The organism is Campylobacter concisus (genome assembly GCF_002913765.1).
Lineage (GTDB): Bacteria > Campylobacterota > Campylobacteria > Campylobacterales > Campylobacteraceae > Campylobacter_A > Campylobacter_A concisus_BB.
In genome coordinates this window covers 1-19,935 of record NZ_PPCH01000003.1, presented here as the reverse complement: position 1 = coordinate 19,935, position 19,935 = coordinate 1, and the positions used below count along the sequence as shown (strand labels likewise).

Sequence of the window (19,935 nt, the reverse complement as noted above, 5' to 3'; positions counted from 1 at the left end):
CCACTTCAAGCGTGCCATCATCTTTGATCTTTGCAAGTGAGAGATTGACGCTATCTTGCGGTATGCCTAGCTCGCAGTTATAGGCTCTTACACCTTGTGAAAATGAGTTGATAAGAGCTAAAATTTTATCGCCATTTTCTAAAATTTCATCCCCCGTGCCAAGCTTTTTCACGCTTAAATTCTCGCACTCGCTCTTTAGCTCTTTATCGCTTAGCACAAGTGCAGTCGCGCCACTTGGGATAGAGTTGCTTCGCTCGCCACCTTCAAATTTAACAAGCTTGCAGCCATTTTTAGTCACAAATGCCGCCAAAACCTTGATCGCATTTGGGATATTTTTATGTATCTCATTGCCAGAGTGTCCGCCAGGTAGGCCGCTCACTTTTACTTCATAAAGCGTGCTCTCTTTTGTCCTTTTGCTATTAAGCGAGATAGTGGCAAATAAATTTATACCGCCAGCGCAGCCGATAGTGACTCTATCGTCCTCTTCACTGTCTAAATTTAAAAGCTTATCGGCTTTTAGATCGCCGCTAAAGCCAGCAGCTCCGACCATGCCGACCTCTTCGTTGTTTGTAAAGAGGCACTCTATGTCGTCAAATTCGCTTATCATCTGCATCATGATAGCCACGCCTATGCCGTTATCGGCACCTAAAGATGAGTTTTTAGCTCTCATGTAGCCATCATCGCCATAAACTATCTCGATCTTTGGCGCATCGCCCATGCAGACCATATCGTAGTGGCTTTGCAAGCAAATTTTTGGCTTGCCTTTAAATGCATGAACGTTGCCAAAACTATCGACCACGACTTCACAGCCCTTATCTTTTGCAAAATCAGCTAAAAAATCACGCATCTTGTCAGTCTCGTAACTGCAGTGCGGTATCGCCGCAAGTGTCTCAAATTTCGCTAAAACTTCGCTCTTTGACATATTTGCCTCCATAAATTTATTTTATCTCGCCCTTATAGCCAGTCGCATCGACCGCCTTTAAAAGCTCTTTTTCATCGACCTTGTCATCTGCTATAACGACAGCTTTTCGCTCTTTTAGCGATACATCTGCCTTTTTTACGCCCTCAACGCTAAGTGCGGCCTTTCTAACAATCGCTGTGCAAAGCGGACAGTGCATGCTAGGCACTGAAATTTCTATCTTTTTATCAGCGTAGCTTGCAGCCACCAAAAGGGCTAAAACTAAAATTTTACGCATAAATTTCTCCTAAAAGCTCTGGATATGTAAGGAGTAAAAGCAAAATCACTCCAAAAAGTATATATATAAGTATCCATTTTTTCTTTTTATAGCTTAGGTTGCAGCTTTTTGGCTTGTAAAATAAAGCCACACCTGAGATCACAAAGCAAATGACCGCCACGACGCTTAAAGGGACGCGGTACTCGTATAAATTTTGTGTCCAAGATAGAAAAGAAAAAGATGTGCCAAAAAGCAAGAAAAGAAGTGCCGGCAAGCAGCACAAGGTAGCGCCAATAGCACTACCTATGGATGTTAGTATCAGCCAAAAGGCTCTCATTTTAGCTCTGTTGAGACGTAGTAGTAGCTAAATTCTTTTGGCGAATAGTAGTTTTGTGTGTTGCCATCAACCTCAGCGTATGGATAGCCAAAGTTGTTTAGCGGAGTTTGCTCTGGGGTTGGCTTTAAGATAAAGTCACGTCCGTAGTTAAAGCCTATCCAGCACATCTCCCAGTTGCCAAAGCAATAGTCCCTAACAGCTACGATCTTAGCGTCGTCGTTTGTTAATTTCTCGCCTAGTCTTACCTTTGTGACATCCGCTGGATCAACCGGTATCCAACCATAGCCTTTTAAATAAAACTCAGCCCTGCAGTGCTGTCCGCCTGAAATTTTAGCCACGCCATCTTTTGCGCTACCCATCTGGTCTGAAAATCTAGACTGACCAACTCTAATACCAAAAATTTCTCTTGCTGGGATGCCAACTGATCTGCAAAGTCCCACAAAAACTGAGTTTATGTCGGTGCATTTGCCAACTAGTTTGCCACTTTCTAGGATCGCTCTAACGTCGCCCGTGCCACATCCAAGGATGCTGTTATCACGCTGCATAGTGTTTGCAACCCACGTATATATCGCTTTTGCACGCTCCAAGTCGCCTTTAGTATTGCCGATAATCTCTAGCGCTTTTGCTCTTACGACGCCGTCAGTTGGGATGTGTGAAGTTGGCTTTAAAAACTCCAAAATCGCAGGATCGACCTTCTCATTTGGATCGAAATTTACCTTGCTAAAGTCGGTATTGCGCTCTGTTGTTTGAATTTTAAACTGGATATTTAAAATAGGTCTTTGCTCGTTTTCTTCAAATTCGCCATACATTGTTGGTATTAGCGTGTCTGAGATATAGACGTTTTTAGCTGTTGTGTTTATGACGTAGTCTTGGGTTAGTTGCTGATAAGTGGTGCTTAGTGGAAGGGGCAACCAAATTCTTGAGCTTTTGCCCTTTTCAAGAAGCTGGTGTTTGAAATTTACGTCGAAATTTCTAACTACTGGGTTTGCTGGCTCGTCGCTAGCTAGAGTGACACTTGGAAGCAGGCTTGCTGCACCTAAAAAACTACTAAATTTAAAAAAATCTCTTCTTTGCATAAAATGCCTTTTTGCTTAATCTTAGCCAAACTTGGCTCTAAAACTGCCTGCTATTCTAGCATAAAATTTTTATTTATGATAAAATCCGCCACATGAAAAAGATTATATTTTTAGGCTTTATAGCGCTATTTTGCAATGGTTGTCTTTATATGAACGAGCGCGGAGTTTCGACGCAATATTATAATGATTGTAAAGAGTATTATGACGCGACTGGCACCTACCAAAAAGAGTGTCCGCACAACATCGTCGACTGGAAATAGCGTGGATCTTAGCAAATTTAACGAGCAGCAAAAGCAAATTTTAAATAGGATAGAAAATTTAACAAATTTTGATTGCGAATTTAGCCTTAGTGAGAGCGTAAATGTCAAATTTAAAGAGCTGAACGCTGCGAGCAAAGATGAAATTTACAACCTCGCCCTTGACCTAAAGCCTTGGCGAAAAGGACCATTTTTACTTGATGATATATATATAGATAGCGAGTGGCAAAGTTTTATTAAATTTAATATCCTTGCCTCACACCTAAATTTAGCTGGCAAGTGCGTGGCTGATGTAGGGTGTAATAATGGATATTATATGTTTAAGATGCTTGAGTACGGCCCAAAAAGCATAACTGGCTTTGATCCTAGCGTGCATACATATTTGCAGTTTGCTTTTTTAAATAAATTTATCCGCTCAAATATCGCTTACGAGCTTCTTGGCGTCGAGAGCTTGCCTGAATACGCAGCGAAATTTGACACCATTTTTTGCCTTGGCGTGATATATCACAGAAGCGATCCTATAAAGATGCTAAAAGAGCTAAAAACCGCGCTAAATCCTGGTGGCGAGCTATTTTTAGATACGATGTATATAGATATGGGTGGCGACTTTGCCCTAAGCCCAAAAGATAGATACTCAAAAATTCCAAATATCTACTTTGTGCCAACGCTTAGCGCACTTTGCAACTGGTGCGAAAGGGCTAAATTTAAGGACTTTAGCTTGCTTGATACAAAGGCGACTGATCTGAATGAGCAGCGAAAAACGCAGTGGATAGATGGCGAAAGTCTTGGAAATTTCTTAGACCCAGACGATAATACAAAGACCATCGAGGGCTACCCAGCTCCAAAAAGAGCCTACGTGAGAGTTAAAATTTAAGGATAAATATGGCAGATGAAAATATTTTTGAAGCAAAAGACGAATCACAAATAATCCTCCCAGAGGACGAAAACCCGCTAAGAAACGAGATAAAAACAGCACCTCTAACAAAGCTAAATTTTAGTGGAACGGCATTTTTACTTGAGAAAAATCACGCAAAAACTAGATTTTTTACCACAGCTGACATGGTAAGTGATGCTGAGGGGCTCATACATAGCGGTTTTGTCTTCATGGGAGCAAACTACGCAGCGCTTTTAGCTATAAATGAAGAATTTTGCGTTAGCATCGGTGCTAGAATAAATTTCTTTGGACCGCTCAAGCTTGGCGATGTGGTCGAATTTGACGCACAAGCAAGGTTTGAAGAGAGTAGAAAAAGAGAGGTAAAAGTGATAGGCTATGTAAAAGAGATCAAGATATTTGAGGGTGTCTTTCAGCTAGTCACACTTGAAGAGCATATCTTTGTCGCTCAGCAAAAAAATATCCAAAAAGAAGCCGCTATAAGACAAAAGAAAGAGCGCGAAGAGGCGCAGGCTAAAAACAACGGCTAAATTTAACTGATGAGATATAAATTTCTCATCTTTTAGCTTCAAACAAACTCAAATTTTTAAAGACAAATCTTATCTTATTATCTTAATTTGGTAAACGATCGGTAATAATTTTTGATTTTTTTAACGAAATTTAAGCTATAAAATTAATTTTCTATGATAATATCCTTTCAAAACATTTTTATCAAAAGGAGATTTAGATGAAACTTACAAAAGTTAGCTTAGCTGCTTTGGTTGCTTTAGGTGCATTTTCAAGCGTTGCAAGTGCAACTCCACTTGAAGAAGCTATAAAAAACGTAGACCTTTCAGGATACGCAAGATATCGTTATACAAATGATTTTATAAAAAATTCAAACCAAAATAGTACAGTAAAAAATAGTGGTGCTGGTCATGCTTTTAGAATGCAAACAGCATTTAAAGCTGCGATAGATGATAACTTCTTTGGTGTATTAAATTTAAGATATGATCTAACTGATGATTCTGGTGATAAAAACGCTGCTGGAACAGATAAAACATACACAACAGGAACATTTGGTGTTTATGAGATGTATCTAGGCTACAAAGCTGGCAATACTACAATTACAGCTGGTAAACAACTATTAGGTACATTCTTTGATGACAAAGATGTAGCTGGTACAGGTTTAAAAGTAATAAATACTGATGTTCCAGGTCTTACTTTGGCTGCAGCTGCATTTGATGCAGTACAAAGCGATGGTACAGAATTAGATGGTCCGTTACTAAAAACACTTACAGGAAGCATCAGTGACGCTCCTGGCAATATATACTATTTAGGTGCAGCTGGTAGCTATGATCCAGTATCATTTAAAGCAGCTATTGCAAATGTTCAAGAAGTAGCTACACTTTACGGTGCTGATGCTGGTGTTAGCTTCAATGTAACTGATGATGTAAATCTAAATTTAAAAGGTCAATTTGTTCATAATGACTCAGATCACAAAGATGTAGCTGATGCTAACTTCTGGGCAGTTCAAGCTGGCACAAAACTGTTTGGTGCTAAACTTAACGCTGGTTATTTAGATTTTGATGCTAAGAACAAAGACAATAATAAAATTTCATTTGCAACACTTGATGCAAATGGCGAACTTATCAACCCGGCAAAAATCCTAAATGGCGTAATGAGTGGTGGTAGACAATACTACAATAACATCAAAGGAAACAACGACTACTGGTTTGTTAAAGCTGGTTACGATATAGATAAATTTGGCTTTGGTGCTGGATATGTTCAAGGCAAGGGCACAAGTTATGCACTTCAAGAGTTAAGAGCAAAAAGAAGCGAGTGGTCACTTGATGCTAGCTACAAATACAGCAAAAAACTTACATTCCTTTCTTGGTATGCAGCTGCTAAAGACAAAAAAGATGGCGCAAGCTACAAACAAGATCGTATAAGATTTGAAGCAAAATATAGCTTCTAAAACCTACATCCGAGCGAGCTTTCGCTCGGATATTTTCAACTTCTCAATACTTAATCAAAATCAGCAAATATAACTAATAAAATTTATATAATGCCAAACAAAAAAGGCAAAAAATGTATCTTTTTTCTCTCATTACGCATTTAGTTTGTGCCATTATCTTTATAGGATATGTATTTTTTGATGTTTGCATATATCCATTTGCAAAAAAAACGATAAATCCCCAAACCCTTGAAGCTGTCAAAAAGGCTTACACAAAAGGTAGTGCAAAGGTTTTTGGCACGGCATTTTTACTACTTTTGATAAGTGGAGCTTTTATGGCAAAGGACTATCTTGGAGGCGAGCATGGCTGGTGGCAGAGTAACTTTCAAAAGCTTTTGCTAGCAAAAATCGCTGTCTTACTTCTAATGTGCCTTATCACTTTCATCTCTGTTTTTAATGTCACTATCTTAAAAAAACCAGATCCATTTGGTAAATTTTCACATCTCATAGCTCTTGTGCTTTGTCTGATAATGGTCGTTTTAGCAAAACTTATGTGGTGGCTTTAGCAAAACTTGGCCATAAATTTAAAGCACAAAATTTACAGCCAAGCCCAAATAAATTTAGTCTATACTCTTTAGCTTATCCTTATTTAGCCCCTCTTCTATGCGCTTGATCTCCTCGCTTCCATCTCTTACGACGCTTTTGTCGTATTTTAAGTACTCATCTATCTTTTTTGGATACTCGACATGAGTTAGGATAAATTTAAAGACATTTAGCCTCGCCTCTTTTTTATTGTCACTTGAGACGATCACCCATGGCGAGATGCTGTTGTGAGAGGCAAGTAGCATCGAGTATTTGGCGATGGAGTACTGATCCCAAAGCTCTTGCGCTTTTTGATCTACTGGAGAGATCTTAAACTGCTTTAGCGGGTCATTTAGACGCTCTTTGAAGCGCTTTTTTTGCTCCTCTTTTGTGATCGAGAGGTAAATTTTAAAGAAAATGATGCCTGAGTTTATGATCATCTCTTCAAATTTTGGCACTTCGCGCAAGAACTCTTTATGCTCAGCCTGAGTGCAAAAGCCCATCACTGGCTCAACCCCAGCCCTGTTGTACCAGCTCCTATCAAAGATGACGATCTCGCCAGCGCTTGGCAGATGTGTCACATATCTTTGAAAGTACCACTGCGTCTTCTCGACGTCACTTGGCTTTGTAAGCGCCACGATACGGCAACCACGCGGATTTAGATGCTCTGTTAGGCGCTTTATCGTGCCACCCTTGCCAGCCGCGTCTCGCCCCTCCATTAGCATGAGCACCCTAAGCCCCTTGTCTTTGACATGATTTTGGAATTTTAAAAGTTCTATCTGAAGCAGCCTTAGCTCTTCTTCGTAGCCAAGTTTATCGCTCTTTTGGTGCTTTTTATCTTTTGACATCATCGCTCCTTTTAAAAATTTCACGCTTTTTCACGATTTTACTATAAAATAGAATAAATTTAAGAATTTAGACTAAAATCATCTCTTTTAATTTAGCAAGGATTAGCATGTTTATTAAATTTATTTTTTCTCTCATTTTGTTTGCAGGCTCGCTTTTTGCCGAGGTTTTAGACGTTAGTAAGGCATTTGTTTTAAGCTCAAGTATCGATGAACAAGGCGCGGAGATCAAGTTTAAATTTGGCGAAAATATCTACCTTTACAAAGAAAGCTTTGAGGTTAAACTTGGCGAAGAGAAGATAAACAGCCTCTTAAATATGCCAAAGAGCGAAAACACCGGCGAATACGAAATTTATCCAAAAGATTTTTCGCTATTTATCCCACTAAATTTAGTAAAAGAGCATCTTAAAAACGGCAATACTAGGCTAAATTTAAGCTATCAAGGTTGTGCTAAAAATGGCATCTGTTACCGCCCGCAAACTAAAATTTATGACATCTTTGAGAAATTTGGCAAATTTAGCATCATAGCCTTTGAAAAAGAGCAAAAAGATGAAACCAATCCTGAATTTACCGAGCTTTCAGAAGATCAAAGCATCGCAAATGAGCTAAGCAGCAAAAACTTTTTCATCTCGCTTGCGACATTTTTTGGCTACGGCCTCTTGCTCTCGCTCACACCTTGCGTCTTCCCGATGATACCGATCTTATCAAGCATCATCGTCTCAAAGAGTGGCAGCCTAAATGCCAAAAAAGGCTTCTTACTCTCGCTCGTCTACGTAGTCGCCATGAGCCTTGCTTACGCGCTTGCTGGCGTTGGAGCAAGCCTACTTGGCTTTGGCATCGCAGGGGCGCTCCAAAACATCTACGTGCTCGGCGCGTTTGCGGCCATTTTTGTCATCTTGAGCTTTAGTATGTTTGGCTTTTACGACATCAAACTGCCGTCAAAATTTGAAAACTTAATCAGCAAAAAGTCACAAAACAGCTCAGGCCTCATCGGCGTTTTCATCATGGGTTTTGCCTCAGCGCTCATCGTCTCGCCTTGCGTGGCAGCACCGCTAGCAGGCGCACTTCTTTACATCGCGCAAAGCGGAGACGCCATTTACGGAGGCATCATGCTCTTTGTCATGGGGCTAGGCATGGGCGCGCCGCTTCTTGTGATAGGGCTAAGCTCTGGCAAGCTCTTGCCAAGACCTGGCGGCTGGATGGATGAAGTTAAAAAACTCTTTGGCTTTTTGATGCTCATCATGGCTGTTTGGATCCTCGCACGCGTGCTTGGAGCGTTTTTTGAGCTACTTGGTTACGGCGTCATAGGCGTCTTTGCGGCCATTTATCTTGGAGTGTTTGAGGCAGCAAATAGCGGCTGGGCTAAATTTAAAAAAGCACTTTGTGTGCTAGTTTTTATCTACTCGCTCATGCTGATAATCGGCGCATTTTTGGGCTCAAAAGATGCCTTTTCGCCGCTTTCTGGACTAAATTTAGCCAAAAACGAGAGCGAGCTAAATTTCAAACAGGCTAGAAATTTAAGCGAGCTAAACGAGATGATAAAAAGCTCAAGCAAGCCAGTGCTAGTGGATTTTTATGCCGACTGGTGCGCGAGCTGCAAAGAGATAGAGCATATCACTTTTAAGGACGCTGGCGTGAAAAATGCTTTGGCAAAATTTACGCTTATTCGCATCGATGTGACAAGTGGTGGGGCGCAAAATGATGAGATGTTAAGAAATTTTGGGCTCATCGATCCGCCTGCACTTCTACTTTTTAAAGACGGCGAAGAGCAAAAAGCGCTTAGAACGATCGGCTTTATAAATGCTAAAAATCTCCTAGCAAAGCTTGAGAAAATTTAGATATTAATAGCAAATTTGGCTGAAATTTGTAAATTTATCAGCCAAATTTCTCTAGGTTTTGCTGACCTTATAACTGGCTAGAAATATAGCAAAGAAGTAAATTTAGACTATCAAATTTATATCGTGCGGTGATGCGAGTAAAATCACAAAGCCAAAACTTGCAAATTATCTTAAATTTATCAAATTTTAAAAATATCAGCGAATTTGGTTTGGTTTTAGGATTGTAAAACAACCGAAATTTAATCAAATTTTGCACCAAATCGCGTGCGGACAAGACCATGATACAAAAACAAAACTCAGTAAAAATTGCGGTTGTCTTAGTTTTAAAACATCTCAGCAAATAGGCAAAATTATTCAAATAAATTTAAAAATATGAAGTTCGCAGTAAATTTCACGGCTAAATTGAGCAAGAGCACAAAATCAAAGACAAAAAATCAGCTAAACCATTACTCAAATTTATAAAAACTCAGTTTTTGCTCTGACTAAGCAAAAACGCCAAAGCAGAGCAAATTTAGGCTCATTTGCCAAATTTAGCTAGTGCTCTTTGGTAGTCCTCTTCGCTATCGATGCCGATACTTTGACTTTCAACCTCTAGCATCGCTATCTTCTTGCCATTTTCTAGGGCGCGCAGTTGCTCGAGTTTTTCTGTGTTTTCAAGGCTTGAAGGCAAGAGACCGCAAAACTCTTTTAGGCTCTTTACGCTGTATCCGTAGATGCCAAGGTGCGCCTTGTAGCTTTTGCATTCGCTTCTGTTAAATGGTATCCTTGATCTTGAAAAATAAAGCGCATAGCCCTCAAAATCAGTCACCACTTTGACTAAATTTTTATCATCCGCAAACTCATCGTCCATCTTTTTGTAGCAAGAAAACATAAAGGCATTTTGCCTATTTTGCTCGCAAAATGCCCTAAATTTAGCGATGTTTTCAGGCTCGATAAATGGTTCATCAGCCTGAACATTTATGATGATCTCACTCTCGCTTAACCCCAAAATTTGCGCCGCTTCGTTTATCCTATCAGTGCCACTTTGATGATCTTTGCTAGTTAGCACAGCTTTTATGCCGTGAGCCTTGGCGATATCAAGCACGCTTGGCTCATCCACAGCAACCGCCACATCGTCCACGCCGCTTACTCTAAGAGCCGTCGCCACAAACATCGGCACGCCATTTATCTCTTTTAAAATTTTATTACTAAACCTTGTTGAGGCAAGGCGAGCTGGGATGATTATCATCGCTCGATCCATTCTAGGACGCACTTTTCGATCTCGTCCTCTTTTATGATATTTTTGTGTAAAATTTTCGCGCTAAATAGCGAGTTTATCGAGCTTGGCACGCTGTCATTTAAGATTTTAGCGGTCTTTGCGAGCGCATCTTTTTCATCTTTTGTATCTTTGATCTGGCACGCTTTGATCATGCTTGGCGTAAATTTCACCCAGTGCGCGGTCGATGTGATGACGTTTATGCGGCTAGCATCCACCATCTTAAAGCAAGTAGCCGTATGCGGATCGATCGCGTAACCGTCCTTTGCGAGCTTTGCGATATATGCCTCGCACTCTTTATCGTCGCACCAGCTAGCCTCAAAGTCCTCTTTTAGCGCTTCAAGCTCTTGCTTGCTAAGCTTATAAAATTTATTTTTGGCTAAGCTTTGCATGAGTTCATTAGTTCTAACGCTTCCAAATTTATCAAACAGCAAGCGCTCGACGTTTGAGCTGATCAATATATCCATTGCTGGGCTTATCGTCTTAACCAGCTTTTTATCCCTTAGGTCGTAAACGCCAGTGGTGAAAAACTGCGTCAAGATGTTGTTTGCGTTTGAGGCGATCTTGATCTTGCCGATCTTTGCGCCCATTTTTTTAGCATAGTATGCCCCAAGCGCGTTGCCGAAATTTCCACTTGGCACGATGATATCAAAGCTCTCGTTTGCTTTAAGCGCCTTTTGTTTTAGCAAATTTGCGTAGGCGTAGGCGTGGTAGATGATCTGAAAGAGAATTCTGCCAAAATTTACCGAGTTTGCCGCGCTTAGTTTAAGGCGCTTTTTCTTAAGCTCAGATTTAAATTTATCATTTGCAAGCAGTGTTTTTAGCGCTCTTTGAGCGTCGTCAAAGTCGCCTTTTATGCCAAAAACCTTTAAATTTTCACCCTGCATGGTCTGCATCTGAAGCTTTTGAACCTCGCTCGTGCCGCCATCTGGATAGAGGCAGACGACCTTTATATTTTCATCATTTGCGAAGGTTTGAAGTGTCGCAGGGCCCGTGTCACCGCTAGTTGCGCACATGATAAGGTATCTTTCGCCTCTTTCATTTGCTAGCTGGCTAAGCAGCGAGCCAAAGGGCTGAAGCGCCATATCCTTAAATGCCCTAGTTGGACCGTGATAGAGCTCATTTACGTATAAATTTTTATCTATTTTTTTAAAAATGACTGGATGCTTTGGATCATCAAAGCTTGCATATCTTTTGAGCGCTTTTTTGAAAAACGCCTCAGATACATCAAATTTAAACAGCGAGATGATGTGAAGTGCGAGCTTTTCGTAGCTTAGGCTTGAGAGCTCTTGCCACTTTGCCTTTGTGATCTTTGGTAGCTTCTTTGGCGCGTAAAGTCCGCCGTGAGCGGAGCTTGGGCTAAGCATGGCTGTGCTTAAATTTACATTTTTTACCTTTTCATCTTTCACGCTTCTAGTTGGTGCTAGTCTCATTTTTTGCCTTTTTTGGTTGATTTTTTTATCCAATTTTCGTATTTTTTAAAAACATCTTTTGGCTTAAGTGCCAAAATTTCTGGGGTTTCGTAGCTGTGGTGCTTTCTTATAAATTTAGCTACTTTTTTAAATTTCACGTCCGTTTTTATGAGTAAAATTTGCTCTTTTTCATCACAAAGCTTCTCTTGCCAAAGATAAATGCTCTTTGCGCTAAAGCTACTCACGCAAGCTGCAAGTCCCTTTTTTACGAGCTTTTTGCTTAGTTTTTTTGCCTCTTTTTTCTTTGCGACTGAGGTGATTAAAATTCTCATTTTGATCTAATTTTTCCTTTTAAAAAGTGGCTCATTATAACAAAATGGGCTTAAATTTGCTGCGCCAAAAACTTTTTAAACTCCTCGCTTAGCGTAACTTCAAGCGTGATAAGCGATACTCTCAGCCCAAAATCCTTTACCTTTACATAGTCCTTTTGTGTCATCAAAAGCGATGTGGCGCCGTAACTTTGCAAAATTTCACTTAGCTCTTCTTTTGAAAAGTTGTAGTGATCAGGGAAAAAGACCTGTCCCACGCACTCGCCAAAAAATGCCTCAAGGCGCGCTGGGTTCGCTATGGCGGTAACTAGCACCATTTTTTCGGTTTTATTTAAAATTTCGCTCTTTCTAAAGTGAGTTTGCCCCTCGCACGCTATAAAATTGCCAAATTTATAAAAGCTAAATGGATATCTATAAGCCCCGCTTGGCAGGCAAAGCCTTAGCTTTGGCTCTGGGTTTGGACGCACTAATATGTCAAATTTAGCTATATCAAATTTAGAAAATCCATCATCTAGCAAGATATACTTTGCGCCATGCTTTTTGGCGTAGTTTATGGCTATTTTTCTATCTTCGCTTACGATCACATTTGCGTTTTTGATGCTTGTGGCATATATCATCGCCTCATCGCCACTTGCCGCCACGTCAAGTAAAATTTCGCCATCCCTTGCGACAACTTGCATGCCTTTGCTCTTTCTTTTATAACCTCTAAGGATGATAAAGGCGCCCCCATAATTCTTAGCGATAGCGACGCAAAGTGGGGTCTTGCCGCTTCCTCCAAGGGTTAAATTTCCAACGCTAATTATTTTTATACCATAGTCTTTTTTTTGCGCGATAAATTTCTTGCAAATAACGACTAGAGCGTAGATAAGACTTAGTGGCAAAAGTAAAAATGCTAGTAAAATTTGAAAGAAATTTGGGCGAAAGAAGTAGTCATTCGCCCAAGAATGTAAAAGGATATTAAATTTCTTAAACACGAGATTTAGAAATTTCTTTTACCGTGTTGCAGATGTATTGCACCTCTTCGTCGCTCAAACTATGATATATAGGTAGCGACAAGACTTGTTGATACGTTTTTAGAGCATTTGGGAAGTCATTTACTTTAAGCGAATATTTATTTTTATAATAGCTTAGCAAATGTATCGGTATGTAGTGCAGCGAAGTGTGAATTCCACGCTCCAAAAGCTCTCTAGCAAAGCTGTCACGGTTTTTATTTATCTTTATGATGTACTGGGTGTAGATGTGCTCGCGTTTTTTGACTGGAGTTGTGATGTTGTGGCACTCTGCAAACTCTTTATCATAAGTGTGCGCGATCTCTTGTCTACGTTTTATGAGCATATCAGTCTTTTCTAGCTGAGCGATAGAAAACGCTGCATTTATCGCGTTTATGTCGTATTTTAAGCCGATATCAACGACGTCGTAGATGTAGCTTAAGCTACCAAATTTATCTATACCATTTACAAGGGCATAGTTGCGAAGCAGTTTTGCTTTTTTATAGACCTCTTCGTCATTTGTCGTGAAAAAGCCAACTGTTGAGATTGGATTTTGTACGCGTGAGTTTGTCTGAAAGCATGATAAAAACGAGTCTGAGCCGACTTTTTTGCCGTTATATGTAAGACCTATGCCGCGGTTTGCGTCGTCTAGCACAACGATGCCATACTTATCGCAGATAGCCTTTATCTCGTCTATTTTCGCACTTTGTCCAGCAAGGTGCGAGATGAAAGCGCATTTTAGTTTTTTATGATTTTGCTCTTTTAGCACCTTTTCAAGGGCTTCTGGGCTGATGTTAAAGTCCTCCTCATCGATATCAACAAAGATAGGCTCGGCATCAAAGTGTCTAACAGCCTGAGCCACGCTAGGGAAGGCATTTACTGAGCAGATGACCTTGTCACCGCGCTTTGTATCCATCGCACTTAGCGCTAGGTGGTGTGCTGCTGCGATATTGTTTGTAGTGACTACAAATTTCGCACCAAAGTACTCTTTGATCTTTTCTTCAAATTTAGCAACCGTATCAGTAGCATTTTCAGAACGCAAAGCCTCCCCTATGAGCTCACTTTCGCGCTCAGTGATAGTCGGTTTGTAAAACGGAATTTCTCTCATATCAAATCCTTTTAAATTTTCACTATCAACGGCATTTGTCGTTTAAACCTGTTTGACACAACTCTATTTTCTATATCCAAGACCGCTTTTAATCCAAACTTTTTGATGGCTTGCTCCTTGTTATTTTCTAAATTTTGTAAAATTTCATCAATGACAGCATAGCTGTAACCTATGTCGCCCTCGTCACTTTGCCCATCCCAAAGATCAGCTGAAGGCGCTTTTTTGATAAAATTTTCATCAACACCAAGATGTTTTGCAAATTCAAAAATTTCACTCTTATAAAGCTCTCCGATAGGATTTATAGCGCACGCCAAATCCCCAAATATCGTGCCATAGCCAAGCATAAGCTCGCTTTTGTTGCTTGTGCCGATGACTAGAGCGTTTATACTAGATGAATAATCATAAAGCAAGCTCATTCTAACTCTAGCTGCTAAATTCCCTTTTCTTAAATTGCTTAAATTTACATCTATCGTTTCGTAAAAGGCATTTAAAATGCCCTCAATGGATAAAACCTTATATTTTATGTTTAGTTTTTCACATAAATTTAAGGCATCGTCCATATTTTCTTTGTTTGATGATGCTGTTGGCATGATGAGTGCGTGAGTTTCATCTGGCTTTGCTCTCGCACAAAGTGTCGCAACCACAGCAGAATCAATACCGCCGCTAACACCGAGCAATAGCTGTTTATCTTTAGTTTTATCTTTTAAGCTAAAAACTAAGGTTTCTTCTATTTTTTGATACCCCTTCATTGTCCCTTTGCCTAAATTTGCTTCCTTTTGCAAAAATTATACTAATTAAATTTAAAATTTTTCTTTAAGTTTAAGTAAAAAGATGCAAATATTTAAGAAATGATAAATTTAAGGTAGAAAATGAGAGTAATGCATAAAAATTTTGGTGATTTTGGGACAAATTGCTACATCGTTACCAAAAATGGCTCAAGCTTAGTGATAGATCCAGGTGATGGGGCAAAAAGATGGGTTTTGCAAAATGCACAAAATTTAAAGGCGATACTTTGCACTCATGGGCATTTTGACCATATTTACGACGTGAGCGAGCTAAAAAATGAGCTAAAAATCCCAGTTTATATCAATAAATTTGATGCTTTTATGTGTGAGAGTGACATTTTTGGCTATATGAAAAACACCTTTGTGCCAGATGTTTTGGTTAAAGGCGATGAGAGCTTTGTAGTGGGTGACTTTTCTTTTAAATTTCACCATTTCCCAGGGCACACACCAGGCTGCTCGATGATAGAGATAGATGACGCGATGTTTAGTGGAGATTTTTTATTTAAAGGTAGCATCGGACGCTGGGACTTTCCATATTCAGACAAAAACGAGATGCTAAATAGTTTAGAAAAATGCAAAAATCTAAAGGGTGACTTCGCACTTTATCCAGGACACGGCGAAAGCAGCACACTAAAAGCCGAGCAACAAGAGCTTGATAGATGGGTAGAGATCGTTAAAAGATCTTGATTTTGGGGCGTGGCTAAATTTTTGCATTTTAGAAATTTATACTTTTTATCTCGTAAAATGATGTTGTGAGTGTATATTAAAAAGTGTTTAGAGGCTTAAATTTATAGGTTAAATTTAAAGAGCAAGGCAAGTGCCCTGCTCTAGGAGTTTTACTCGACTTCAGCGTCTATGACGTCGTCGTCTTTTTTGTTGCCGCCGTTTGTACCAGCGTTTTCATCTTTTTTATACATAGCTTCTGCTAGTTTGTGGCTAGCTTTGCTTAGGGCTTCTACTTTTGCATCGATCTGCTCTTTTGAAGAGTTTTCATCTTTTAGAACATCTTTTAGATCATTTAGCGCAGCTTCGATGTTGCTTCTATCTTCAGCTGGGACTTTCTCGCCAAGCTCGCTCATGCTCTTTTCAGTTTGATGAACAAGTGCGTCTGCTTGGTTTCTAGCTTCAACTGCGTCTTTGCGTTTTTTATCCTCTTCTTTGTGAAGCTCAGCATCTTTTACCATGCTATTTATCTCATCTTCGCTAAGACCGCTTGATCCTGAGATAGTGATGTTTTGGGCTTTGCCAGTCGCTTTATCTTTTGCTGAAACGGTTAAAATTCCGTTTGCGTCGATGTCAAATTCAACTTCGATTTGAGGCACGCCTCTTGGAGCTGCTGGGATGCCCTCTAAGTTGAAGTTACCAAGTGATTTATTATCCCTTGCAAACTCACGCTCACCTTGTAAAACCATGATAGTAACGGCACTTTGGTTATCTTCAGCAGTTGAGAAGACTTGACTTTTCTTAGTTGGTATTGTTGTACCTTTTTCGATGATCTTAGTCATCACGCCGCCAAGTGTCTCGATACCAAGGCTAAGTGGAGTAACGTCAAGAAGTAGAACATCTTTAACGTCGCCTTTTATAACCGCACCTTGGATCGCAGCACCGATAGCTACGACTTCATCTGGATTTACGCTCTTATTTAGCTCTTTGCCAAATGCCTTTTTAACCTCTTCTTGAACAAGTGGCACACGAGTTGAACCACCGACCATTACGACCTCTTTTATGTCGCTCTTGCTTAGACCTGCATCTTTTATGACTTCATTTATCTTAGTGATAGTCTCGCCCACAAGTGAGTCGATCATACCTTCAAATTTAGCACGAGTTAGCTTTTTGACAAGGTGTTTTGGACCAGTCGCGTCAGCTGTGATAAATGGTAAATTTATCTCAGTCTCTTGAGCTGAGCTTAGCTCTTTTTTAGCATTTTCAGCTGCTTCTTTCAAGCGTTGAAGTGCCATGATATCGCCTTTTAGATCGATACCAGTTTCGTTTTTAAACTCACTTACTAGCCAGTCGATGATCTTGTTATCAAAGTCATCACCACCTAAGAATGCGTTACCGCCAGTTGCCAAAACTTCAACGATATTATCGCCAGTTTCTAGCACTGTAACGTCAAATGTACCGCCACCTAGGTCATAAACTAAAATTTTCTCAGCCTCTTTTTTATCAAGACCATAAGCAAGAGCCGCAGCTGTTGGCTCGTTGATGATACGAAGCACATTTAGTCCTGCGATCGTTCCAGCCTCTTTTGTAGCCTTTCTTTGGCTATCGTTAAAGTACGCAGGCACAGTGATAACCGCGTCTGTAACACTCTCGCCAAGATATGCTTCAGCGTCTTCTTTTAGTTTGATAAGAATTTTTGCTGAAATTTCTTGCGGAGTATAGACCTTACCAGCAATCTCAACCGCGCAAGCGCCATTTCTATCCACAACGTGATATGGCAAGCGAGCCTTTGCCTCTTCAGCATTTTTTTCATTGCTCATCAAACCCATGATACGTTTGATAGAATATATCGTTTTTTCAGGGTTTGTAACTGCTTGACGTTTTGCAACGTCACCTACTAGAATTTCACCTTTGTCTGTAAAAGCAACGACAGATGGAGTTGTGTTTTTACCCTCTTTATTTGGGATAACCTTGCTCTCGCCGCGCTCAAAAACACTCACACAAGAGTTTGTTGTACCTAAGTCTATACCTATAACTTTTGACATATTTTTCCTTTATTAGATTTATTTTTTAAATTTAGTTTGCCACACTGACCATAGCTGGGCGCAAAACCCTACCATTTATCATATAGCCTTTTTGTAAAGCTTGCACGATCTGACCGCTTTGCTTCTCCTCGCTATCGACCCTTAAAACGGCATTATGCACATTTGGATCAAACTCGGCATCAGTTGCGATCTCGCTCACGCCATGCTTTTCAAAACATTTCTTGAACTGATTTATCGTTATCAAAATGCCCTCTTTGATCTTTTTAGCAAATTCATCATCTTCTGGGTCAAAATTTGCAGCGATCTCGAGCGCATCGATGACTGGTAGCAAGTCCCTTGCAAATTTCTCATTTGCATAGCTTGCAACGTCTGCTTTCTCTTTTTCATAACGCTTTTTGATATTTTCAAACTCAGCATTTGCTCTGTAATATTTATCAGTGATCTCGCCAAGCTCTTTTTCGAGCTTCTCCACTTTTGAGATATCGCCAAGTGCATCTAAATTTACGCTATCGCTAGCTGCCTCTTGCACAGGCTCAACCTCAGGTAGATTTTGCTCTTTTACCTCTTCGCTCACGCGGCCTCCTTTATTAGATTTATAAATTTCACATAATCAGTATAAACACTGCCAGCACAGATCATCTGCGCCTCGCTACCAAGGTAGTTTGCTTTAAATTTAAGCCCCATGTAATTTTCGTCAAACATAGGAGAAAATGTAAGCTTTTCATCCATCTGCAAGCTAAAACTTGGGTCAAAAACCATCTTAAAGCGTCTATCCTTAAACATATCAAAGGCTAAAATTTCGTTTTCTTGGAAGTAAATTTTAGTCCTTTTAAGCTCTCTTATCTTGTTTTTTAGTTCGCTTAAGCCAACTTGAGAACAGATAAGCTCAAGCTTGTCTAAACTAACTCCGATAAGGTTATTTAAAAATTTATACATCCTAGCCTCAAATTTGACGACGATCTCATCGCCACTAAAATTTAAAACCAGATATCTATCATTTAAATTTAAAATTTCTAGCAACTCCTTATCAATCGTGCCAAAAATCATACAATAAAGCTCAAACTCATCACAGAGCATCTTTAGGCTTCTTGGGTCATTTATCTCTAAATTTATGTCGTTCTCAGCAAAGATTTCACTCCAATATCTCCTCATCGCAGCGATAGTTGGGATCCTGCCGCCACTGATGTGAAGCTTTGTGATCTCGCCCTCATCTGAAAGCTTTTTAAAATAAACACGTATCGTCGATGCTGGTATCGCCACACTCATACGAGAGCCGAGCTCGTTTGAGCCAATAGGCGCATTGTCCTGCAAATAGGCTTCAATGATAGAATTTAGTATCAAATCGCGTTTATTTGTTTTACTCACTTTTAGCACTCTTTCTTTTTAATTGCTAAGCGGATTATACAACTTTAGTTTATCAATGTCAAGTATATAAGTTAAAAAAATTTATTTATATATATTTAGCCTATATAACTAAACTTTTCTAATGCCTATATTATAAGCTTTGCGTAAAAGCAAATAAAATTTAAAGCAAAATAAAAAATTTAACTTCAACATAAAACTCAAAATTTCTAATTATATTCAAGAATTTAAAAGATTTTTATACGTTTTAACGTATATAAAAAATAATTTTTAGTATGTTTAATACTTAATTTTGATATTTATATACTATTTTACATTATTTATATAATATTTTAGGTATATTTAATGATATATAACGTATAATTCTTCAATGATTGAAACAAGTGACATATTTAATTTGCTTCACAATGCAGTTGAGGCAAAAAATATCGGTAAGAAAATTTCACAAGCAAAAATGGCAGAAGATCTTGGCGTGCCTATGAGGACATATCAGGACTGGAGACTTGGAAACTCAAAGCCACAAGCTGCTGCTGCTGTTTGCAAACTGCTATGTGAGCTTGACGATGATGAAATATTATTTGTTGTCAATAAGATGAGAAAATTGCTAGGAAAATAGATGGAAAATTTAACACAAAAAGAGAGAATCGACCTTGAGAGCGTTTTTGCAGCCATTTGCACTAAAAAAGAGTCAAAAATTTTAGTTACTTACAAGGATCTATGCTCGGCTGCAGCTTCAAAATTTCATGTAGTTAAAAATAAGATCAAAAAAGCAAGAGAAAAAAGAGCCAAAATTTAGTAAATTTGGCTTGAAATTTGTATATTTTATAAAACTTTGTAGCCAAAAAGGCTATCAAATAAATTTCATCCTACCTATTTATATAGGGTTTTGCTCCGCTTATCTTAATGAGTATCTATCTTAGCTATCAAAATATCTATAAATGGTGGCTCCAGCAGCCTAACATAAATTTATCAAACTCAATGTCACTATCCTACCTTCTCCACTTCTTTATTGCGTATTCTTTTTACATTTCTTATCTATAAATTTTGAA

General features: G+C 39.2%; 23 protein-coding genes. 9 read left to right on the top strand and 14 right to left on the bottom strand.

Features of this window, described 5'->3' with window-relative positions; genetic code table 11:
* From CYO89_RS00145 to CYO89_RS00130, 4 genes are all read right to left on the bottom strand, one after another.
* The coding region (locus tag CYO89_RS00145; protein ID WP_103596729.1) for a M28 family peptidase at window positions 1–922 on the bottom strand (922 nt) is incomplete at its 3' end.
* A 16-nt stretch (window positions 923–938) separates the two neighbouring features.
* Window positions 939–1,196: a heavy-metal-associated domain-containing protein gene (locus tag CYO89_RS00140; RefSeq protein ID WP_009294141.1), complete on the bottom strand. Its 258-nt coding sequence runs from the start codon at window positions 1,194–1,196 to the stop codon at window positions 939–941.
* Window positions 1,189–1,512: a hypothetical protein gene (locus CYO89_RS00135; RefSeq protein ID WP_009294140.1), complete on the bottom strand. Its 324-nt coding sequence runs from the start codon at window positions 1,510–1,512 to the stop codon at window positions 1,189–1,191. The genes CYO89_RS00140 and CYO89_RS00135 overlap by 8 nt, the downstream gene beginning before the upstream one ends.
* Window positions 1,509–2,588: a transglutaminase-like domain-containing protein gene (locus tag CYO89_RS00130; RefSeq protein WP_103596728.1), complete on the bottom strand. Its 1,080-nt coding sequence runs from the start codon at window positions 2,586–2,588 to the stop codon at window positions 1,509–1,511. The genes CYO89_RS00135 and CYO89_RS00130 overlap by 4 nt, the downstream gene beginning before the upstream one ends.
* A 92-nt stretch (window positions 2,589–2,680) precedes the next feature.
* Between CYO89_RS00130 and CYO89_RS10270 the strand changes: the two genes are divergently transcribed.
* The 5 genes from CYO89_RS10270 to CYO89_RS00110 all read left to right on the top strand — a co-directional run bounded on the left by CYO89_RS10270 (window position 2,681) and on the right by CYO89_RS00110 (window position 6,239).
* A complete protein-coding gene (locus CYO89_RS10270; RefSeq protein WP_002942642.1) occupies window positions 2,681–2,848 on the top strand; it encodes a hypothetical protein in 168 nt (55 codons plus the stop codon).
* 1 nt (window position 2,849) lies between these two features.
* Complete coding sequence (gene cmoB, locus CYO89_RS00125; protein ID WP_258032477.1) at window positions 2,850–3,719, top strand: tRNA 5-methoxyuridine(34)/uridine 5-oxyacetic acid(34) synthase CmoB; 870 nt, start codon at window positions 2,850–2,852, stop codon at window positions 3,717–3,719.
* Between the two features lie 8 nt (window positions 3,720–3,727).
* Complete coding sequence (locus CYO89_RS00120; protein WP_103596726.1) at window positions 3,728–4,267, top strand: thioesterase; 540 nt, start codon at window positions 3,728–3,730, stop codon at window positions 4,265–4,267.
* 197 nt (window positions 4,268–4,464) lie between these two features.
* The gene (locus tag CYO89_RS00115) at window positions 4,465–5,694 is read left to right on the top strand and encodes a major outer membrane protein (protein ID WP_103596725.1); all 1,230 of its coding nucleotides are present in this window, start codon (window positions 4,465–4,467) and stop codon (window positions 5,692–5,694) included.
* A 113-nt stretch (window positions 5,695–5,807) separates the two neighbouring features.
* Window positions 5,808–6,239, top strand: a complete 432-nt coding sequence (locus CYO89_RS00110; protein ID WP_103596724.1) for a trehalose-6-phosphate synthase — start codon at window positions 5,808–5,810, stop codon at window positions 6,237–6,239.
* A gap of 54 nt (window positions 6,240–6,293) precedes the next feature.
* Here the strand turns inward: CYO89_RS00110 and ppk2 are convergent, their stop codons facing one another.
* Window positions 6,294–7,103, bottom strand: coding sequence for a polyphosphate kinase 2 (gene ppk2, locus CYO89_RS00105; RefSeq protein ID WP_002942696.1), 810 nt, complete (start codon window positions 7,101–7,103; stop codon window positions 6,294–6,296).
* 107 nt (window positions 7,104–7,210) lie between these two features.
* Here ppk2 and dsbD point away from each other — a divergent pair, with 107 nt between their 5' ends.
* Window positions 7,211–8,938 carry a protein-disulfide reductase DsbD gene (dsbD, locus tag CYO89_RS00100; RefSeq protein ID WP_103596723.1) on the top strand — a complete coding sequence of 576 codons (1,728 nt, stop codon included), beginning with the start codon at window positions 7,211–7,213 and terminating at the stop codon, window positions 8,936–8,938.
* Between the two features lie 517 nt (window positions 8,939–9,455).
* On the opposite strand, the gene kdsB is transcribed toward dsbD, so the two are convergent.
* Genes kdsB through CYO89_RS00070 form a run of 6 tightly spaced genes read right to left on the bottom strand, consistent with a single transcriptional unit; the run spans window position 9,456 to window position 14,780 of the window.
* Window positions 9,456–10,166 carry a 3-deoxy-manno-octulosonate cytidylyltransferase gene (gene kdsB, locus CYO89_RS00095; protein ID WP_103596722.1) on the bottom strand — a complete coding sequence of 237 codons (711 nt, stop codon included), beginning with the start codon at window positions 10,164–10,166 and terminating at the stop codon, window positions 9,456–9,458.
* Window positions 10,163–11,626: a threonine synthase gene (gene thrC, locus CYO89_RS00090; protein ID WP_103596721.1), complete on the bottom strand. Its 1,464-nt coding sequence runs from the start codon at window positions 11,624–11,626 to the stop codon at window positions 10,163–10,165. Before thrC ends, kdsB begins: the two co-directional genes overlap by 4 nt.
* Window positions 11,623–11,937, bottom strand: a complete 315-nt coding sequence (cutA, locus tag CYO89_RS10670) for a divalent-cation tolerance protein CutA (RefSeq protein WP_021090148.1) — start codon at window positions 11,935–11,937, stop codon at window positions 11,623–11,625. Before cutA ends, thrC begins: the two co-directional genes overlap by 4 nt.
* Window positions 11,938–11,987: 50 nt before the next feature.
* On the bottom strand, window positions 11,988–12,908 hold the full coding sequence (locus CYO89_RS00080) for a tetraacyldisaccharide 4'-kinase (protein WP_103596720.1): 921 nt from the start codon (window positions 12,906–12,908) through the stop codon (window positions 11,988–11,990).
* Window positions 12,901–14,031 (bottom strand): DegT/DnrJ/EryC1/StrS family aminotransferase, encoded by a 1,131-nt coding sequence (locus tag CYO89_RS00075; protein ID WP_103596719.1) that lies wholly within the window; start codon window positions 14,029–14,031, stop codon window positions 12,901–12,903. Before CYO89_RS00075 ends, CYO89_RS00080 begins: the two co-directional genes overlap by 8 nt.
* 11 nt (window positions 14,032–14,042) lie before the next feature.
* On the bottom strand, window positions 14,043–14,780 hold the full coding sequence (locus CYO89_RS00070; protein WP_103596718.1) for an NAD+ synthase: 738 nt from the start codon (window positions 14,778–14,780) through the stop codon (window positions 14,043–14,045).
* A gap of 120 nt (window positions 14,781–14,900) precedes the next feature.
* Between CYO89_RS00070 and CYO89_RS00065 the strand changes: the two genes are divergently transcribed.
* On the top strand, window positions 14,901–15,503 hold the full coding sequence (locus CYO89_RS00065) for an MBL fold metallo-hydrolase (protein ID WP_103596717.1): 603 nt from the start codon (window positions 14,901–14,903) through the stop codon (window positions 15,501–15,503).
* 149 nt (window positions 15,504–15,652) lie between these two features.
* Here CYO89_RS00065 and dnaK read toward each other — a convergent pair whose 3' ends face one another.
* The 3 genes from dnaK to CYO89_RS00050 are packed head-to-tail and all read right to left on the bottom strand — an operon-like array spanning window position 15,653 to window position 18,889.
* Window positions 15,653–17,524, bottom strand: a complete 1,872-nt coding sequence (gene dnaK / locus CYO89_RS00060; RefSeq protein WP_103596716.1) for a molecular chaperone DnaK — start codon at window positions 17,522–17,524, stop codon at window positions 15,653–15,655.
* Window positions 17,525–17,555: 31 nt separating this feature from the next.
* Window positions 17,556–18,098: a nucleotide exchange factor GrpE gene (grpE, locus tag CYO89_RS00055; protein ID WP_009294121.1), complete on the bottom strand. Its 543-nt coding sequence runs from the start codon at window positions 18,096–18,098 to the stop codon at window positions 17,556–17,558.
* On the bottom strand, window positions 18,095–18,889 hold the full coding sequence (locus CYO89_RS00050; protein WP_103596730.1) for an HrcA family transcriptional regulator: 795 nt from the start codon (window positions 18,887–18,889) through the stop codon (window positions 18,095–18,097). Before CYO89_RS00050 ends, grpE begins: the two co-directional genes overlap by 4 nt.
* A 367-nt stretch (window positions 18,890–19,256) precedes the next feature.
* Between CYO89_RS00050 and CYO89_RS00045 the strand changes: the two genes are divergently transcribed.
* Window positions 19,257–19,502 carry a DNA-binding protein gene (locus CYO89_RS00045; protein ID WP_009294123.1) on the top strand — a complete coding sequence of 82 codons (246 nt, stop codon included), beginning with the start codon at window positions 19,257–19,259 and terminating at the stop codon, window positions 19,500–19,502.
* The gene (locus CYO89_RS00040) at window positions 19,503–19,682 is read left to right on the top strand and encodes a hypothetical protein (protein ID WP_012140041.1); all 180 of its coding nucleotides are present in this window, start codon (window positions 19,503–19,505) and stop codon (window positions 19,680–19,682) included. It begins immediately after the preceding gene.
* Window positions 19,683–19,935: the final 253 nt, after the last annotated feature.

What these genes read in the sequence shown, in the direction of transcription:
- CYO89_RS00140 (WP_009294141.1), bottom strand. Translation starts at nt 1,196, where the DNA reads ATGCGTAAAATTTTAGTTTTAGCCCTTTTGGTGGCTGCAAGCTACGCT.
- CYO89_RS00135 (WP_009294140.1), bottom strand. Translation starts at nt 1,512, where the DNA reads ATGAGAGCCTTTTGGCTGATACTAACATCCATAGGTAGTGCTATTGGC.
- CYO89_RS00130 (WP_103596728.1), bottom strand. Translation starts at nt 2,588, where the DNA reads ATGCAAAGAAGAGATTTTTTTAAATTTAGTAGTTTTTTAGGTGCAGCA.
- CYO89_RS10270 (WP_002942642.1), top strand. Translation starts at nt 2,681, where the DNA reads ATGAAAAAGATTATATTTTTAGGCTTTATAGCGCTATTTTGCAATGGT.
- CYO89_RS00120 (WP_103596726.1), top strand. Translation starts at nt 3,728, where the DNA reads ATGGCAGATGAAAATATTTTTGAAGCAAAAGACGAATCACAAATAATC.
- CYO89_RS00115 (WP_103596725.1), top strand. Translation starts at nt 4,465, where the DNA reads ATGAAACTTACAAAAGTTAGCTTAGCTGCTTTGGTTGCTTTAGGTGCA.
- CYO89_RS00110 (WP_103596724.1), top strand. Translation starts at nt 5,808, where the DNA reads ATGTATCTTTTTTCTCTCATTACGCATTTAGTTTGTGCCATTATCTTT.
- ppk2 (WP_002942696.1), bottom strand. Translation starts at nt 7,103, where the DNA reads ATGTCAAAAGATAAAAAGCACCAAAAGAGCGATAAACTTGGCTACGAA.
- dsbD (WP_103596723.1), top strand. Translation starts at nt 7,211, where the DNA reads ATGTTTATTAAATTTATTTTTTCTCTCATTTTGTTTGCAGGCTCGCTT.
- kdsB (WP_103596722.1), bottom strand. Translation starts at nt 10,166, where the DNA reads ATGATAATCATCCCAGCTCGCCTTGCCTCAACAAGGTTTAGTAATAAA.
- thrC (WP_103596721.1), bottom strand. Translation starts at nt 11,626, where the DNA reads ATGAGACTAGCACCAACTAGAAGCGTGAAAGATGAAAAGGTAAAAAAT.
- cutA (WP_021090148.1), bottom strand. Translation starts at nt 11,937, where the DNA reads ATGAGAATTTTAATCACCTCAGTCGCAAAGAAAAAAGAGGCAAAAAAA.
- CYO89_RS00075 (WP_103596719.1), bottom strand. Translation starts at nt 14,031, where the DNA reads ATGAGAGAAATTCCGTTTTACAAACCGACTATCACTGAGCGCGAAAGT.
- CYO89_RS00070 (WP_103596718.1), bottom strand. Translation starts at nt 14,780, where the DNA reads ATGAAGGGGTATCAAAAAATAGAAGAAACCTTAGTTTTTAGCTTAAAA.
- CYO89_RS00065 (WP_103596717.1), top strand. Translation starts at nt 14,901, where the DNA reads ATGAGAGTAATGCATAAAAATTTTGGTGATTTTGGGACAAATTGCTAC.
- dnaK (WP_103596716.1), bottom strand. Translation starts at nt 17,524, where the DNA reads ATGTCAAAAGTTATAGGTATAGACTTAGGTACAACAAACTCTTGTGTG.
- CYO89_RS00045 (WP_009294123.1), top strand. Translation starts at nt 19,257, where the DNA reads ATGATTGAAACAAGTGACATATTTAATTTGCTTCACAATGCAGTTGAG.
- CYO89_RS00040 (WP_012140041.1), top strand. Translation starts at nt 19,503, where the DNA reads ATGGAAAATTTAACACAAAAAGAGAGAATCGACCTTGAGAGCGTTTTT.